The sequence below is a fragment of the Pseudoxanthomonas sp. genome (genome assembly GCF_036845285.1).
In the GTDB taxonomy this organism is placed as follows: Bacteria; Pseudomonadota; Gammaproteobacteria; order Xanthomonadales; family Xanthomonadaceae; genus Pseudoxanthomonas_A.
Genome location: NZ_DAIUEE010000002.1, coordinates 302984 through 318208, shown reverse-complemented (window position 1 = coordinate 318208; position 15225 = coordinate 302984). Strand labels below are relative to the sequence as shown.

The 15225-nt window shown below is 67.2% G+C and carries 17 protein-coding genes and 1 pseudogene; 1 reads left to right on the top strand and 17 read right to left on the bottom strand.

Translation table 11 applies throughout. The features are described 5' to 3' along the window. Positions 1–13: 13 nt before the first annotated feature. The 10 genes and pseudogenes from V7060_RS04055 to rlmD form a co-directional block, all read right to left on the bottom strand. Positions 14–280, bottom strand: a pseudogene (locus V7060_RS04055) (L,D-transpeptidase family protein); the annotation flags it as partial. A 15-nt stretch (positions 281–295) separates the two neighbouring features. Then, positions 296–514 carry a L,D-transpeptidase gene (locus tag V7060_RS04050; protein ID WP_334177962.1) on the bottom strand — a complete coding sequence of 73 codons (219 nt, stop codon included), beginning with the start codon at positions 512–514 and terminating at the stop codon, positions 296–298. Continuing rightward, on the bottom strand, positions 511–2139 hold the full coding sequence (locus V7060_RS04045; protein WP_334177961.1) for an acyl-CoA dehydrogenase family protein: 1629 nt from the start codon (positions 2137–2139) through the stop codon (positions 511–513). The genes V7060_RS04050 and V7060_RS04045 overlap by 4 nt, the downstream gene beginning before the upstream one ends. Positions 2140–2302: 163 nt before the next feature. Then, positions 2303–3580 (bottom strand): NAD(P)/FAD-dependent oxidoreductase, encoded by a 1278-nt coding sequence (locus V7060_RS04040; RefSeq protein WP_334177960.1) that lies wholly within the window; start codon positions 3578–3580, stop codon positions 2303–2305. 99 nt (positions 3581–3679) lie between these two features. After that, complete coding sequence (locus V7060_RS04035; protein WP_055942196.1) at positions 3680–3886, bottom strand: cold-shock protein; 207 nt, start codon at positions 3884–3886, stop codon at positions 3680–3682. A 90-nt stretch (positions 3887–3976) separates the two neighbouring features. Then, positions 3977–4729 (bottom strand): S-methyl-5'-thioinosine phosphorylase, encoded by a 753-nt coding sequence (locus V7060_RS04030; RefSeq protein ID WP_334178090.1) that lies wholly within the window; start codon positions 4727–4729, stop codon positions 3977–3979. Next, the gene (locus tag V7060_RS04025) at positions 4726–5295 is read right to left on the bottom strand and encodes a hypoxanthine-guanine phosphoribosyltransferase (RefSeq protein WP_334177959.1); all 570 of its coding nucleotides are present in this window, start codon (positions 5293–5295) and stop codon (positions 4726–4728) included. Before V7060_RS04025 ends, V7060_RS04030 begins: the two co-directional genes overlap by 4 nt. Further along, on the bottom strand, positions 5295–6317 hold the full coding sequence (nagZ, locus tag V7060_RS04020) for a beta-N-acetylhexosaminidase (protein ID WP_334177958.1): 1023 nt from the start codon (positions 6315–6317) through the stop codon (positions 5295–5297). The genes V7060_RS04025 and nagZ overlap by 1 nt, the downstream gene beginning before the upstream one ends. Before the next feature lie 12 nt (positions 6318–6329). Beyond that, positions 6330–6848 carry a CYTH domain-containing protein gene (locus V7060_RS04015; RefSeq protein WP_334177957.1) on the bottom strand — a complete coding sequence of 173 codons (519 nt, stop codon included), beginning with the start codon at positions 6846–6848 and terminating at the stop codon, positions 6330–6332. A gap of 235 nt (positions 6849–7083) precedes the next feature. Next, a complete protein-coding gene (rlmD, locus tag V7060_RS04010; RefSeq protein WP_334177956.1) occupies positions 7084–8427 on the bottom strand; it encodes a 23S rRNA (uracil(1939)-C(5))-methyltransferase RlmD in 1344 nt (447 codons plus the stop codon). A gap of 101 nt (positions 8428–8528) precedes the next feature. Here rlmD and V7060_RS04005 point away from each other — a divergent pair, with 101 nt between their 5' ends. Further along, positions 8529–9230: a response regulator gene (locus V7060_RS04005; RefSeq protein WP_334177955.1), complete on the top strand. Its 702-nt coding sequence runs from the start codon at positions 8529–8531 to the stop codon at positions 9228–9230. A 5-nt stretch (positions 9231–9235) separates the two neighbouring features. Here the strand turns inward: V7060_RS04005 and recO are convergent, their stop codons facing one another. The 7 genes from recO to V7060_RS03970 form a co-directional block, all read right to left on the bottom strand. Continuing rightward, positions 9236–9979, bottom strand: coding sequence for a DNA repair protein RecO (gene recO, locus V7060_RS04000; RefSeq protein WP_334177954.1), 744 nt, complete (start codon positions 9977–9979; stop codon positions 9236–9238). 22 nt (positions 9980–10001) lie between these two features. Further along, complete coding sequence (gene era / locus V7060_RS03995; RefSeq protein ID WP_334177953.1) at positions 10002–10940, bottom strand: GTPase Era; 939 nt, start codon at positions 10938–10940, stop codon at positions 10002–10004. Between the two features lie 7 nt (positions 10941–10947). Continuing rightward, positions 10948–11610 (bottom strand): ribonuclease III, encoded by a 663-nt coding sequence (gene rnc / locus V7060_RS03990; protein ID WP_334177952.1) that lies wholly within the window; start codon positions 11608–11610, stop codon positions 10948–10950. A gap of 4 nt (positions 11611–11614) precedes the next feature. Then, positions 11615–11992, bottom strand: a complete 378-nt coding sequence (locus V7060_RS03985) for a DUF4845 domain-containing protein (protein WP_334177951.1) — start codon at positions 11990–11992, stop codon at positions 11615–11617. A 37-nt stretch (positions 11993–12029) separates the two neighbouring features. Then, positions 12030–12830 (bottom strand): signal peptidase I, encoded by an 801-nt coding sequence (gene lepB / locus V7060_RS03980; RefSeq protein WP_334177950.1) that lies wholly within the window; start codon positions 12828–12830, stop codon positions 12030–12032. Between the two features lie 130 nt (positions 12831–12960). Further along, the gene (gene lepA / locus V7060_RS03975; RefSeq protein WP_334178089.1) at positions 12961–14754 is read right to left on the bottom strand and encodes a translation elongation factor 4; all 1794 of its coding nucleotides are present in this window, start codon (positions 14752–14754) and stop codon (positions 12961–12963) included. A gap of 193 nt (positions 14755–14947) precedes the next feature. Beyond that, positions 14948–15151 (bottom strand): hypothetical protein, encoded by a 204-nt coding sequence (locus V7060_RS03970; protein ID WP_334177949.1) that lies wholly within the window; start codon positions 15149–15151, stop codon positions 14948–14950. Positions 15152–15225 lie beyond the last annotated feature (74 nt).

Sequence of the window (15225 nt, the reverse complement as noted above, 5' to 3'; positions counted from 1 at the left end):
GCAGCCCCTCCCGTCAGGGCGCGATGCGGATCGGCGTGCCGACCGCCACGCGCTGCCAGATCGCGTCCATCTCCGCATTCGTCACCGCAATGCAGCCCTCTGTCCAGTCGACCTGCGAACCGGGCGGCGTGGCGCCGTGGATCATGATGTCGCCGCCGGGATCGACGCCGCGCGCCACGGCCTGCCGCCGGTCGGCGTCGTTCGGATAGGAAATGCGCAACGACAGGTGGAACCGGCTGCGGTCGTTGCGGTAGGTGATGCGGTAATCGCCTTCCGGCGTCCGCTGGTCGCCCTGCTACCGCTTGTGCCCGACCGGAACGCCGCCCAGCACGATCCGGTAGGTCGCGATGACCCGACCATCGCGCAGCAGGTCCAGGCGCCGCTGCGCCTTATAGACATGGATCGCATCCTCCTGTTGCGATGCGGGCAACAACGCGGGTGGGCGCGTGCCGGCTTCATGCGCCTGCGATGCCACGCCGAGCGATGCCAGCAGGATGAGGAACCAGCGACTCATGCCGGCAATGCCCGCGCGAGCAGTGGGGCCACATCGGCGTCGGCGGGCAGCGTGCCGAACGCCAGGCCGTGCTCACCGCCCAGCCGGCTGCGGGCGAACAGGGATGCCGCAGGACTGCCGGCGCGAAACAGCACCGCCGCCTGCAGCGCCAGCGCAAGGCGCTCCACGATCATTCGCGCGCCGGCTTCCTGCGCGAATGGAAGATCGGCCTGCAATCGTTCGACGAAGACATCGTAGGTCAGGTCCATGCCGGCTGCGGATGCCAGTTCGCGGACGACTGCCTGGACAGTGCCTGGCTCCCGCGCCAGGGCACGCAGCACGTCGAGGCACTGGATGTTGCCACTGCCTTCCCAGATCGAGTTGAGGGGCGCCTGCCGGTGGAGCCGCGGCAGGATCGATTCCTCCACATAGCCTGCGCCGCCCAGGCATTCCTGCGCTTCGTTGACGAAAACAGGCGCACGCTTGCAGATCCAGTACTTGCCGACGGCGGTCGCGATGCGCGCGAACGCGGCCTCGCTCGCATCGGAGGCGGCCGCATCGACCGCGCGCGCCACCCTCAACGAAAGCGCAGTGGCGGCTTCCGACTCCAGCGCCAGATCGGCCAGCACGTTGTGCATCAGCGCGTGGTCGACCAGACGCTTCCCGAACGTCATGCGATGGCGCGCATGATGCAGCGCCTGCGCCAGCGCCATGCGCATCTCGGCGGCGGAGCCGAGCATGCAGTCCAGCCGCGTCAGCATCACCATCTCGATGATGGTCGCCACGCCGCGCCCTTCCCCGCCCACCCGCCACGCGTGCGCGCCGGTGAATTCGACCTCGCTGGAGGCGTTCGCCCAGTCGCCCAGCTTGTCCTTCAGCCGCATCAGCCGGAACGCATTCTTGCCGCCCCCGTCCAGGCGGCGCGGCATCAGGAAACAGGTCAGGCCGGCCCGCGCCTGCGCCAGCACCAGGAAGCCATCGCACATCGGCGCGGAAAAGAACCACTTGTGGCCCACCAGCGCGTACATGCCGTCATCGCGTGGCGTCGCCGTCGTCGCGTTGGCGCGCACATCGGAGCCGCCCTGCTTCTCGGTCATGCCCATGCCCAGCGTGATGCCGGGTTTGTCGGCGATGGGCACGTCGCGCGGGTCGTAGTGCGGCGCAGCGGCTTTCGCTGCCCATTCGTGCAAGGCGGGTTCGCGCTGCAGCACCGGCACGGCAGCATGCGTCATCGTCAGCGGACAACCGGTGCCCGCCTCGGCCTGGTGATGCAGGTAGCTGAGCGCCGCACGCGCGACATGCGCGCCGGATGCCGGTTCATGCCACGACAGGCCCGCGACACCGTGGGTCTTCGCCGCCTCCATCAAGCGGTGGTACGCCGGGTGGAATTCGACGGTGTCGATGCGCTGGCCGGTGCGGTCATGCGTGCGCAGTCTCGGCCGGTCGCGGTTGGCATCGAAGCCGAGCCGATACAGTTCGTCACCGGCCAGTGCGCCATAGTCGGCGAGCCGTTCGGCGAACGCGTCGCCCCCTTCGCGCGCTACGGCCTCGCGCAGGACCACGTCGTCCGCCCACAGGTCGCGCGGCTCGAATGGCGGTGGCTGGTTCTCCACGCGATGCGTTTCGAACGGAGGAAGATCGTCCATCACCGGCTCCCGCGGCGGGCTGTCCCCGCCGATTGTGCCCGATGATGCACGGAGAACCGGAAACCGGGATTGCCCTGAACAATGCGCCGTTGCTCGTCATTCCCGCGAAGGCGGGCAGTGCATTTCAACCGCCGAATGGCTGGTCACCCAGCGCCTCGGCGTTTCAATGACCTGAAGTCGCCGGGTCCCCGCCTTCGCGGATATGACGGCCGTTGGTTAGATCGTTCTGCAATGCCGCGAGGAATCCGGGCTTCAGCTTCAACGTGCCGAAGAACCCGTGCTGCGTGCCGCTCAGCACCCGCAGCATGTGACCGCGTCCGCCCGGCAGGCGGCCGGCGGGCAGGAATCCGATGTCGCGTGCACGCGCGACCCAGTCCAGGTCGGACTGGAAGATCGGCGTCAGCCAGCGGCTCCAGAACTGGTAGACGCCGACATGCGCCTGGCGTTCCTGCTGGTAGACGTTCAAAGCGGCAGGAATGACGGGCTGTGCGCGCAGCGCATCGCGCAACGCCAGCGCATCCATCAGCGCCATGTTGACGCCCTGCCCCAGCTGCGGACTCATGCCATGCGCGGCATCGCCCAGCACGACGAGCCGGTCGCGATGCCAGTGGCGCAGGGTGACGTCGCGGTAGCTGGCGCGCGCCAGCTGGCCGGGATCGGTGGTATCGGCCAGGCGGGCATCCGCCTCGGGCCACAGCTGCGCGATTTCGTCGCGCCACGCCGGCAGGCCGCGCGTGCGCCATGCATCGAAGTCGGCAATCGGCAGGCTCCAGAAGAAACTCAGCCGCGGCACGTCGTCGCCCGGTCGCGTCCCGACCGGCAACAGACCGATCATCTTGCGCGCCGCGACATAGCGCTGCCGCAGTTCGTCGCCCCACGCCCAGTCGCCCTGAGGCACCAGCCGCCACAATGCGCCCCAGGGATAGACCGCCTCGCGCGTCACCGCACCCGTGGCGCCGCGCAGCCTGGACGCCGCCCCATCGGCGGCGACCACCAGATCGAAGGGACCATGCCAGTGGCCGTGCTGGTCGCGCACGCGACGGGTGTCGTCGCTGATGGCGTCGATGGCATGGTCGCGGTGGATCGCGCCCTGCCCGGTCCAGGCCTCCGCCAGCAGGGCAAACAAAGCGCCCCGCTGCATGCCGAGGCCGAACAGACGCGGATCGAGTCCGGCGTAGCGCATGTCCATCACCGCACGGCCGCAGGGCGTTTCGCCATACAGACGATTCACGCGCCGGCCGTGCGCCAGCACCCCGGGCAGCAGGCCGAGCTCCCACAGCACCTGCAATCCCGTGGGCTGCAACAGGAACCCCGCACCGACCGGTCCCAGCACCGGCGCGCGCTCGAACACCTCGACCCGATGCCCGTCGCGCGACAGCAGCAGCGCCGCTGCCTGGCCGGCGGTGCCGTAGCCGATGATCGCGATGTGCTGGGACTGCATGGCGCAGGGCGTTCCTTCGTGGTGCCACGACGCGTCGTGGCAAAAACAGCAGGCGTTAAAAAACCCCGCCGGAGCGGGGTTCAAGAAAATCGTCTTGGATCAGGCTGCCGGCGTGATGTTGGACGCCTGTGCACCCTTCGGGCCCTGGGTCAGCTCGTAACTGACGCGCTGGCCTTCCTGCAGGCTGCGGAAGCCCTTGCTGTTGATGGCGGTGTGGTGCGCAAAGACATCGGCGCTGCCATCTTCTGGCGCGATGAATCCGAAGCCCTTGGCATCGTTGAACCATTTCACGGTACCGTACGGCATAGCGCTTGTATTTCCTTTTCTGGATGCGGGTGGAATGTGTGGCCTGAGGTCACACATGCCGAGTATGCAAAGCCCGGCGCGCGTTGACAATCACCTGTGCGCCAGCGCCGCCACCAACGCCGGGATTCCGGACGACGCGGCCGCCACGTTCGCCAGCACCTCCGCCATCGTGATCTCCTCGTCGGTGCCGCAGCCCGCCGCCCAGTTCGCGACGATGGCGAGGCAGGCGTATTCCAGGCCCATTTCCCGCGCCAGGCCCGCTTCCGGCATGCCCGTCATGCCGACCAGATCGCAGCCATCGCGGCGCATCCGACGGATCTCTGCACGGGTTTCCAGCCGCGGCCCCTGGGTAGCGCCATAGCAGCCACCATCGACCAGATCGACGCCGGTCTCGCGCGCGGCCGCGAGGATCTGCTGGCGAAGTAAATGCGTGTACGGGTCACCGAAGTCGACGTGCAGCACCTCGCTGCCCGGCTCCTCGCAGATCGTGGAGATGCGGCCCCAGGTGTAGTCGATCAGCTGGTCCGGGCAGGCCAGCACGCGCGGACCACAGGCGTCGGTGATGCCGCCGACGGTGTTGAGCGCCAGCACGCGGGTGGCGCCAAGGTCTTTCAGTACCTGCAGGTTGGCACGGTAGTTGACCTGGTGCGGCGGTACCGAATGCCCTTCGCCATGCCGCGCGAGGAAGGCCACGCGCCGTCCCGACAGCGATCCGATGCGGACCGGACCGGAGGGCGCACCGAAACGCGTCTGCTGCTCACGCGTCTCCACGTCCTGCAGGTCGGCGAGCGTGTAGACGCCGGTGCCACCGATGACGGCGAGCGCGATGTCGGCCATGGTCAGTCCTTCAACGCGTAGATGCCCGGCAGGTTGCGGCCCTGCTCGTGGTAGTCCATGCCGAAGCCGAAGACGTAGCGGTCGGCCACTTCCAGACCCACGTAGTCGGCACAGATGCCATCCACGCAGCGGTCGTGCTGCTTGGTGGTCAGGGCGGCGATCCGCACATCGGTGGCCCCCTGCTCCAGGCACCACTGCTTGACCGCCAGCAGCGTGTGGCCTTCGTCGAGGATGTCGTCCACCAGCAGCACGCGGCGGCCGTACAGCGAGGTGGCAGGCCGGTGCTTCCACACCAGTTCACCGCCGGTGGTCTCGCCGCGGTAGCGCGTCGCATGCAGGTAATCGAATTCGAGGTCCAGCCCCAGAGCGCCCAGTTCCAGCGACAACTGGCCGGCGAACGGCAGCGCACCGTGCATGATGGTCAGGTAGACCGGCACTTCGCCGGCATAGTCGCGCGCGATCGGTGCGGCCATCCGCGTGATGGCAGCGTCCAGTGTCGCGCGGTCGACCAGCAGATCGGCGTTGGCCAATGCATCGGCCAGTTTCGGCCGCGTGTTACCCAGCGATTCCATCACGCCACTCCCTTCATGTCGTCGATCACGCGCGCCTGCGCATCGCCGTAGCGCGCATCGGCGATCAGGCCATCCCAGCCCAGTGCGCCGCGGCCCAGTACGCCGAGCACGGCGGCGGTGTTCAGGGCGCGGCCTTCGACCGCCTTCAGCGACTCGTCGACCAGCTTCGGCGAACACACCAGCACCACGTCGCAGCCGGCATCCAGATGGTCGTGGATGCGCTGCTTCACGCCGCCGGCGGAGAATGCCGCGGCCATGCCGATGTCGTCCGAGAACACGACGCCGCGGAAGCCCAGGCCTCCATTGGATACGTCTTCGCGCAGGATCTTCTGGATCCAGAACGGCGAATAGCCCGCCGGCTCCGGCGCGACGGCCGGGTACTTCACGTGCCCCATCATCACCGCGTCGGCCTTGGCCTCGATGCCGGCGACGAACGGAATCAGGTCTTCGGCGCGCAGCACGTCCAGCGGGCGCGGGTCGACCGCGTCATCGAAGTGCGTGTCTTCCAGCACGGTGCCGTGGCCCGGGAAGTGCTTCAGCGTGGCGGCCATGCCGGCGCTGTGCATGCCGCGCACATAGGCGCGGGTGAACTCGGCGACAACCTGCGGATCGGCATCGAACGCCCGGTTGCCGATGGCGCGGTTGCCGCGCGCCAGGTCGACCACCGGCGCAAAGCTCAGGTCAACGCCGCTGGCAAGGATCTCGCCGGCCATCAGCCAGGCGTGTTCCTCGGCGCGCTGCAGCGCGGCCTGCGGGTCCTGCACGTACAGCTTGCCGAAGACCTCCAGCGCCGGCAGGTCGCTGTAGCCGTCGCGGAAGCGCTGCACGCGGCCGCCCTCCTGGTCCACGCAGACCAGCTGCGGACGCGGCGCGGCGGCGCGGATCGCCTGCGACAGTTCGGCCACCTGCGCGCGCGAGGCGAAGTTGCGGGTGAACAGGATGACGCCGGCGACAGCATCGTGCTGCAGCCAGTCGCGCTCCTGCGCGGTGAGTTCGGTGCCGGCGATGCCGATGACGAGCATTTCGTGGAGTCCTCAGGGGATGTCGGTGGCGGCGCGTTCGTCGTCCGACCATTGCGAATAGGGTCGCGACGCCAGGGCCAGATTGTAATAGCGCGCGGCGTCGGTGACCTGTTTGCCGGCCCAGGCCGGTTTCACGAAGGCTTCATCGGCGCGATCCAGTTCGATCTCCGCCACCACCAGGCCGGCGTTGTCGCCGAGGAACTCGTCGACTTCCCACAGGTGGCCTTCGTGCTTCACGTAGTGGCGGCGCTTGTCGATCACGCCGCCCACGCACAGCACCAGCAGTGCGCGCGCATCGGCGACGGGAATGGCGTAGTCGAATTCCTGGCGGGTGGCGCCCAGCTCGCGCGACTTCAGGTTGAGGAACGCCGTATCGCCCTGGATGCGCACGCGCACCGAGGCTTTCTGTTCGCCGCGATCCATCGCGCCCATGTCGTTGATGTAGCCCTGCGCCATCGGAACGACATCGTGCGCGGATGCGCGCCAGGCGTGGCCGGCGACCAGGAACTTGCGTTCGATTTCAATGCCCATCGAGTGAAACCCTGCATCGTGGTTGGAGGGGCTTCAGCCCCGACGGCTTTCGCCATGGTCCTGCCGTCCGGGCTGAAGCCCCTCCTACAGGGTTATCGCCGCTCGAACGACGCGATGGACTCGACGTGCGCCTTATGCGGGAACATGTCCGCGCCCCGACTCCACCTGCGCGCCGCGATGACGAACGCGTCGCAACGCGCCCGACTTCCACCGCATCGCTCTGCTTTCAGCATGATCAAACTCGCTCAAACAAGGCAATGGATTCGACGTGCGCCGTATGGGGGAACATGTCCATCACCCCCGCCGACACCAGCCTGTATCCCTGCTCATTGACCAGGTAACCGGCATCGCGCGCCAGCGAGCCCGGATGGCAGCTGACGTAGACGATACGGTCGAACTGTTTCAGCGGCAGTTGCTGCAAGACCTCGATGGCGCCCGAGCGCGGCGGATCCAGCAGCAGCTTGTCGAAGCCCTGGCGCATCCATGGCGTGCCGCGCTGGTCCCGGGTCAGGTCGGCGGCATGGAACTGCGCATTCGGCAATGTGTTGCGCTCGGCGTTCCCGCGCGCACGTGCCACCAGCCCGGCATCGCCCTCGACGCCGACCACCTCGCCGACCAGACGCGCCATCGGCAGGGTGAAATTGCCGAGCCCGCAGAACAGGTCCAGCACGCGGTCCTGCGGTTGCGGATCGAGCAGTTCGAAGGTGCGCGCGATCATCTTCTCGTTGAGCGCGGCGTTGACCTGGATGAAGTCCAGCGGGCGGAACGCCAGCGAGATGTCCCAGGGCACCAGCGAGAACGACAGCTGCGGTGCATCGGGCCACAGCGGATGCACGCTCTCCAGGCCACCGGGCTGCAGGAAGATGGCGAAACGGCTGGCCTGGCCGAAGGCCACCAGCTTGTCGCAATCGCCCTCGCTCAGCGGCTGCAGATGGCGGAACACCAGCGCGATGCCACTGAAGTCGGCGCTGGCGTCGCCAGCGATGAACTCGATCTGCGGGATGTGTTCGCGCGCGTCCAGGCTCTCGACCAGCGCGGCGAGATCCGCGACCTTGCCGCCGATCTCCGGGATGACGGTGTGGCATTCGGACAGGTCGGCGACGAAGCGCGGATCCTGCTCGCGGAAGCCGACCAGCGTCTTGTCCTTCTTGTTGACCCGGCGCACCGAGAAGCGGCCCTTGCGGCGATAACCCCAGCCGGCGCCGGTCAGCGGCGGCAACACGGCCTTCGGCGTCACGTGGCCGATGCGCTCCAGGTTCTCCAGCAGCACGCGCTGCTTGGCTTCGATCTGCCGCGTTTCGTCCATGTGCTGCAACACGCAGCCGCCGCAGGTGCCGAAATGCGTACAGCGCGGCGTGACGCGGTCGGGCGAGGCCTCGAGCACGTCCAGCGTCTTTGCTTCGTCGAAATGGCGGTTCTTGGCCGTCTGTTCCGCCATCACGCGCTCGCCCGGCAAGGCACCGGTGACGAACACGGCCTTGCCGTCGCGGCGCGCGACGCCACGGCCGTCGTGGGTCAGGTCGGAGATGGAAGCTTCAAACGGGGTCTTGTCGATGCGGGGGGAGCGGGTACGGGCCACGTGGCGTCAGGCTGCGTGTCTTTGGCGGGGCGGCATTGTCGCATGGCCGCCGCGCGCGACCCGCGGCGCTAAGATGGGCGCAGTCCGCAGGATGCCCGACCATGACCGCTGCCCCAGGCACGAGGCCTTCGATATTGCTGGTGGAAGACGACCCTACCAGCGCACTGTTCCTGGCGACCGCGCTGGAAACCCTGCCGGCGCGCGTGCAGGTCGCGGAGACCTGCGCCCAGGCGCTGGCGGCCGGCGGCCCGTTCGATGCCTGGCTGATCGACGCGAACCTGCCCGATGGCAGCGGTGCGGCGCTGTTGCAGCGCCTGCGCGCCACCGATGCGTCGCCGCGGGCGCTGGCGCATACGGCCGATACCGCTCCCGCGACGCGCGATGCGCTGCTGCACGCGGGCTTCGCCGGTGTCGTCGTCAAGCCGCTGTCCGCGCTGCAACTGGTGCACGCCGTGCGCACCCTCCTCGGCGATGCCGGTGACGAAGTCCTGGCGCCGCGGCCCGACTGGGATGAAGCCGCCGCCGTCGCCGCCCTTGCCGGCAACCGCGAACACGCCGCGATGCTGCGGCAGTTGTTCCTGTCCGAATTGCCGACCGCTCGATCGGCGTGCCTGGACGCCTTCGAGCGCGCGGACGAGGCAACGCTGCGCGCCCAGCTGCACCGGCTGCAGGCCAGCTGCGGTTTCGCCGGCGCCAGCGCGCTGGCCGCGATCGCCGCACGCTGGCATGCGGCACCCGGCGATGCGGCATTGCGCGACGGATTCGCCGCTGCCAGCCGTCGCCTGCTCATGCCGACGCCCTGACCCTCTTACCCCGTCGGGGCGGCGCCACGACGCTTCAGGCGCCCGAGGTCGCTGATCATTTCCCAGGATTTCAGTCCACGCGGGCCCAAGTGATGTGCCAGCACCGAACGCATCGGCAACCGCAGGCTGGCGAGATCGTCGGGCGATGGCAGCAGGTCGCCGGCCAGCGCCAGGAGCGCACGGCCGGTAGCGGCCTGGCTGCGCTCGCCATGACCGCGATCGCTGTGGAGGCGGCGCGGACCATGCTCCGGATCCAGCCGGTAGCGGGCGGCAGGGTCGATGGCGTCGCCGTCGCCGTCGCAATCCAGCGCGAAGCCGAAGCCCAGCGCCTCGACCAGGTCCCGCTCGAACCGTCGCAGCGACCACGCGAGGCTTTCGCGCTGCCGGAGCTGGTCGCGCGTACGGGCGTAGGCATCGAACAGGTCGGGCAACGGATCGTGCCGAGGCGCCAGCCGCAGCACCAGTTCATTGAGATAGAACGCGGCCAGCATGGCGTCGCCGACCGGCTGCGGGGCAGCATCGAGCGCTTCCGCGCTCACCAGCCGCGCCAGCTCGCCGCGCAGATCGGCATCCAGCCGGATCCGTTGCAGCGGCTGCAGGGCCGCGCGCAGGACGTGTTTCTTGGGGCCTTGCACGCCACGTGCGATCACGCCCAGCCGTCCCTGTTCGCGCCCCAGCACTTCGACCAGCAGGCTGGTCTCGCGCCAGGGACGCGTGTGCAGGACGAAGGCGGTGTCGGTCAGGCGCATGGCACCGGGCGTTGCCGGCGGTTCACTCGTATCCGAAGGCCTTCAACGCGGTCTCGTCGTCGGACCAGCCTTCGCGCACGCGCACCCACGTTTCAAGGAAGACCTTGCGGCCGAACAGGTGCTCCATCTGCTGGCGCGCCTTGCTGCCGATGTCCTTCAACCGCGCGCCGCCCTTGCCGATCACGATGGCCTTCTGGCTCTCGCGTTCCACCCAGATCACCGCGCCGATGCGGGCAAGCTCGCCCTTCGGCGATTCCTCGGTGGTGAAGTTCTCGATCTCGACGGTGGTGGCATAAGGCAGCTCAGCGCCCAGTTGGCGCATCAGTTGCTCGCGGACCAGTTCGGCGGCGAGGAAGCGTTCGCTGCGATCGGTGATCTCGTCCTCGCCGAACATCGGCGGCTGCTCCGGCAGCAATGCCAGAACGTCCTTCACCAGCGCGTCCAGCCCGTTGCGCTTCAACGCGGATACCAGATGCACGGCTGCAAATTCACGGCCCTGTCCGACTTCTGCCAGGAACGGCAGCAGCGCCGCCTTTTCCTTGATCCGGTCGACCTTGTTGACCACCAGCACCACCGGGATGCCGGCGTCGCGCAGCACGTTGTAGGCCAGCGTGTCTTCCTCGTCCCAGCGGCCGGCTTCGACCACCATCAGCGCGGCATCGACTTCCTCCAGCGCGCCGCGCGCGGCACGGTTCATCACCCGGCTCATCGCCGAGGCGGAGAACTTGCCCTGCTGCCTGTGCAGGCCGGGCGTATCGACCAGCACGATCTGCCCGGCCGGCCGATCCTTGCCGACGGTGAAGGTCGCGATGCCGATCAGGCGGTGCCGGGTGGTCTGCGGCCGATTGGACGTGATGCTGACCTTGGCGCCGACCAGGGCGTTGGTCAGCGTGGATTTGCCCACGTTGGGGCGGCCGATGACGGCAACGCTGCCGCTGCGGTAGGAGGAAGATGCACTCACGGGGTACTCACTTCGAGATATCGAGCTTGTCGAGCAGGGCCGCCGCGGCGATCTGCTCGGCGTTGCGGCGCGAGGTGCCCTCGCCGTCCGCCGTGAGCGGCGGATCCAGCGTGGTGCAGCGCGCGAGGAAGAGCTTGGCGTGGTCGTCGCCGCTTTCGGAGACCAGTTCGTACACGGGCAGCGGGCGCTGGCGGCCCTGCAGCCACTCCTGCAGCCGGGTCTTGGCATCCTTCTCGGGACGGCCGACCGGCAACGCGGCCAGCGACTCCTCGAACCAGGGCATCACCACGGCGCGGCAGGCCTCGAAGCCGGCATCGATATAGATGGCGGCCACGATGGCTTCCAGCGCATCGGCCAGGATCGAATCGCGGCGATGGCCGCCGGATTTCATTTCGCCCGGCCCCATCGTCAACCGCTCGCCCAGTTGCAGCTGACGGGCGATGGCCGCCAGCGAGGCCTCGCGCACCAGTTCGGCGCGTGCACGGGTCAATGCGCCTTCGTCGGCCTTCGGCCAGCGCTGAAACAGCGTATCGGCCACCAGCAGGTTGACCACGCCATCGCCCAGGAACTCCAGCCGCTCGTTGTGCGGCGCCCCCGCGCTGCGGTGCGTCAGGGCCTGCGCAAGCAGGTCCTGGTTGGCGAAGGCATGGCCGATGCGGTCAACCGCCAACTCCTTAGTCCGCGCCGCGCCGCGTCATCGCCTGCTCGGCATCGAAGTTGCCGACCACGTCGAGGTTGCCGACCAGCGGCCGGCGCACTTCGTAGCTGACGCTCATGTTCCAGCCGCCTTCCATGCGCTCGATCTTCACGTCCGCCGGTTTGATGCTGTTGGAGTAGTTCATGTTGAGCCGGCGGAAGAACAGTTCCTTCATTCGGCCCGGATCCATGTCGGCCACGCCCTGCTCGTTGGCCAGCCCCTTCATCGAGGACTTGACCGCGTAGTACTCCTGGTACATCGGGAACAGGCGCATGGCGACGTAGGCGGTGAAGCCCACCACACCCAACACCACCACAAAGCTCAACAACGTCATGCCACTCTGCTTGCGCTTCATCGTCATTCCCCCGTCCGTCCCCGTTGGTGTTGGTTGATCACTCGATGCCGTTGCCGATGCGCGAGGCGTCGAAGCCATTCTTGCAGACCCAGCCCTCGCAGTTTAGCCAGACCAGGAAGGCCTTCCCGCGCAGATTCTGCTCCGGCAGGAAATGGTAGTCCCAGAACCGGCCATCCAGGCTGTTGTCGCGATTGTCGCCCATCACGAAATAATGCCCCGGCGGCACCACCCAGTCGCCCTCGCCGCCGCCCGGCGGCGGCTGGCCCACGCGTTCCAGGATGGTGTGCGGCCGACCCGGCAGCTCTTCGCGCAACAGGGTGGCACCGAACGCCTCGGCGCGGTCGCCCGCCCCGGCGTACTCGCCCAGGGTCTGGTACTTCAGGGGCTGCCCGTTCAGATAGACGGTATCGCCATGGAAGCCGACCTTGTCGCCCGGCAGGCCGATCACGCGCTTGATCCAGTTGTTCTCGGGGTCGTGCGGCGGCTTGAACACCACCACGTCGCCGCGCACCGGCTCACCGATGGCCAGGAACTTCTGGTTGGTGATCGGCAGGCGCAGGCCGTAGGAGAACTTGTTGACCAGGATGAAGTCGCCGATCAGCAGGTTCGGCATCATCGAGCTGGACGGGATCTTGTAGGGTTCGGCGATGAAGCTGCGCAGCACCAGCACCACGGCAAGCACGGGGAAGAACGCGCGCGAGTAGTCGACCAGCACCGGCTCCTCGTCCAGCAGCCCGCCCTTGGCCTGGCGACGCTTGGCGAGGAACAGCCTGTCGGCCAGCCACACCACGCCCGTCAGCAGCGTGAGCACCACGAGGATTGTTTCAAACCAGACCATCTGTGTACCCAAAGTCCGTGATTCGTGATGGGTGACAGGCGATTCGCAAGCGAGGCTTCTCGTACTTCAAGCATCCAGCCGGCAGCTGCTGCTCAGGACGAATCACCCACCGCGAATCACGAATCACTGTTTACTTGCTATCCACCTGCAGCACCGCGAGGAAGGCTTCCTGCGGAATCTCCACGCGGCCGACCTGCTTCATCCGCTTCTTGCCCTCTTTCTGCTTCTCGAGGAGCTTCTTCTTGCGGCTGATGTCGCCACCATAGCACTTGGCCAACACGTTCTTGCGCATCGCCTTGACCGTGCTGCGCGCGATGATCTGCGCCCCCACTGCGGCCTGGATCGCCACGTCGAACATCTGCCGGGGGATCAGTTCCTTCATCTTCTCGCACAGCTCGCGGCCGCGCCGGTCGGCATGGCTGCGGTGCACGATCAGGCTGAGCGCATCGACCTTGTCGCCGTTGATCAGCGTGTCCAGGCGGACGAACGGACCCGCCTGGAAGCGCAGGAACGAGTAGTCCAGCGACGCATAGCCACGGCTGACCGACTTCAGCTTGTCGAAGAAATCCAGCACCACCTCAGCCATCGGCAGCTCGTAACTGATCTGCACCTGGCTGGCCAGGTACTGGATGCCGATCTGCGCGCCGCGCTTTTCCTCGCACAGCTTGATGATCGCGCCGATATAGGCTTCGGGGGTCAGGATGTTCGCGCGGATGATGGGTTCGCGCACCTCGTCGATCAGGTTGGACTGCGGCAGTTTGGCCGGATTGTCCAGCGAGAGCACCGTGCCATCGGTCCTGAGGACTTCGTACACCACCGTCGGTGCGGTGCTGATCAGGTCCAGGTCGTATTCGCGCTCCAGGCGCTCCTGCACGATTTCCATGTGCAGCATGCCGAGGAAGCCGCATCGGAAGCCGAAGCCCATCGCTTCCGAGCTCTCCGGCTCGAAACGCAGCGCCGCGTCGTTCAGGCGCAGCTTTTCCAGTGCTTCGCGCAGCGCCGGATAGTCCTCGGCATTGACCGGGAACAGGCCGGCGAACACGCGCGGCTGCATCTCCTGGAAGCCCGGCAGCGGACCGGGCGCGGGATCGGCAGCGAGGGTCAACGTGTCGCCCACGGGGGCGCCGTGCACGTCCTTGATCGAGGCGGTGATCCAGCCCACTTCGCCGGCGCCGAGCTTCTTCAGCTCCTTGCGCTTGGGGGTGAACACGCCGACCTTGTCCACTTCGTGGGTACGGCCGGTGGACATCACCAGGATCTTGCTCTTCGGGCCGATCTCGCCCTGCATCACGCGCACCAGCGAGACCACGCCCAGGTAGTTGTCGAACCACGAGTCGATGATCAGCGCCTGCAGCTTGTCGGTATCCCGCGGCTTCGGCGGCGGGATGCGCTGGACGATGGCCTCCAGCACCAGGTCGACGTTGAGGCCGGTCTTCGCGCTTACCGGCACGGCGTCGTCGGCGTCGATGCCGATGACGGCCTCGATCTCGGTCTTGGCGCGCTCGATGTCGGCGGTGGGCAAGTCGATCTTGTTGAGCACCGGCACCACTTCCAGGCCCTGCTCCACCGCGGTGTAGCAGTTGGCGACCGACTGGGCTTCCACGCCCTGTGCCGCATCCACGACCAGCAACGCGCCCTCGCAAGCCGCCAGCGAGCGGCTGACTTCATAGGAGAAGTCGACGTGGCCGGGCGTATCGATGAAATTGAGCTGGTAGACCTGCCCGTCCTTGGCCTTGTACGGCAGGGACACGGACTGGGCCTTGATGGTGATGCCGCGCTCGCGCTCGATCGGATTCGAGTCGAGCACCTGCGCCTCCATTTCGCGGGCTTCGAGGCCGCCACAGAGCTGGATGATGCGGTCGGCCAGGGTCGACTTGCCGTGGTCGACGTGCGCGATGATGGAGAAATTGCGGATATTCCGCATGGAATCGGAGGACATGGGGGGGCGGCGGCCTGTGCCGTCGTCAGGAATAACGGGCGATTATCGCACGGGAGCCGGCAAGACTCCCGCCACCGCCCAATGCGATAGGCACATGTGCCCGTCTAGCCATGGAAAATAGTACCGGCAATATCTTGAAGCCCGCCGCCGTCAGCGGCGGGCCAGAGAACTCTCAGAATCAGGCGATCATGAGATAGATGTAGCTGTACCAATAGCTAAGAAACCCGTCCTCGTACCAGTACACGTGACAATACCCGCTATGGCAGACCTCCATTTCTTCCCCCCCGGCGTCCTGAGCAACAGCAGCCAGTGGGACGGCCAGCAGCCCTACTGTCGAAACCAACGTAAGCAATAGTGCCCCGATCTTGGCTTTGGTAACCATCTATTAGTCCTTTAAGTTTTGCGGGATATGCCGCGCAGCGCGGCATGTCCTAGCTACCACGCCCCTGCTAGCAG

Coding starts and splice junctions, on each gene's coding strand:
- V7060_RS04050 (WP_334177962.1), bottom strand. CDS start 514: ATGAGTCGCTGGTTCCTCATCCTGCTGGCATCGCTCGGCGTGGCATCG.
- V7060_RS04045 (WP_334177961.1), bottom strand. CDS start 2,139: ATGGACGATCTTCCTCCGTTCGAAACGCATCGCGTGGAGAACCAGCCA.
- V7060_RS04040 (WP_334177960.1), bottom strand. CDS start 3,580: ATGCAGTCCCAGCACATCGCGATCATCGGCTACGGCACCGCCGGCCAG.
- V7060_RS04035 (WP_055942196.1), bottom strand. CDS start 3,886: ATGCCGTACGGTACCGTGAAATGGTTCAACGATGCCAAGGGCTTCGGA.
- V7060_RS04025 (WP_334177959.1), bottom strand. CDS start 5,295: ATGGAATCGCTGGGTAACACGCGGCCGAAACTGGCCGATGCATTGGCC.
- nagZ (WP_334177958.1), bottom strand. CDS start 6,317: ATGCTCGTCATCGGCATCGCCGGCACCGAACTCACCGCGCAGGAGCGC.
- V7060_RS04015 (WP_334177957.1), bottom strand. CDS start 6,848: ATGGGCATTGAAATCGAACGCAAGTTCCTGGTCGCCGGCCACGCCTGG.
- V7060_RS04005 (WP_334177955.1), top strand. CDS start 8,529: ATGACCGCTGCCCCAGGCACGAGGCCTTCGATATTGCTGGTGGAAGAC.
- recO (WP_334177954.1), bottom strand. CDS start 9,979: ATGCGCCTGACCGACACCGCCTTCGTCCTGCACACGCGTCCCTGGCGC.
- V7060_RS03985 (WP_334177951.1), bottom strand. CDS start 11,992: ATGAAGCGCAAGCAGAGTGGCATGACGTTGTTGAGCTTTGTGGTGGTG.
- lepB (WP_334177950.1), bottom strand. CDS start 12,830: ATGGTCTGGTTTGAAACAATCCTCGTGGTGCTCACGCTGCTGACGGGC.
- lepA (WP_334178089.1), bottom strand. CDS start 14,754: ATGCGGAATATCCGCAATTTCTCCATCATCGCGCACGTCGACCACGGC.
- V7060_RS03970 (WP_334177949.1), bottom strand. CDS start 15,151: ATGGTTACCAAAGCCAAGATCGGGGCACTATTGCTTACGTTGGTTTCG.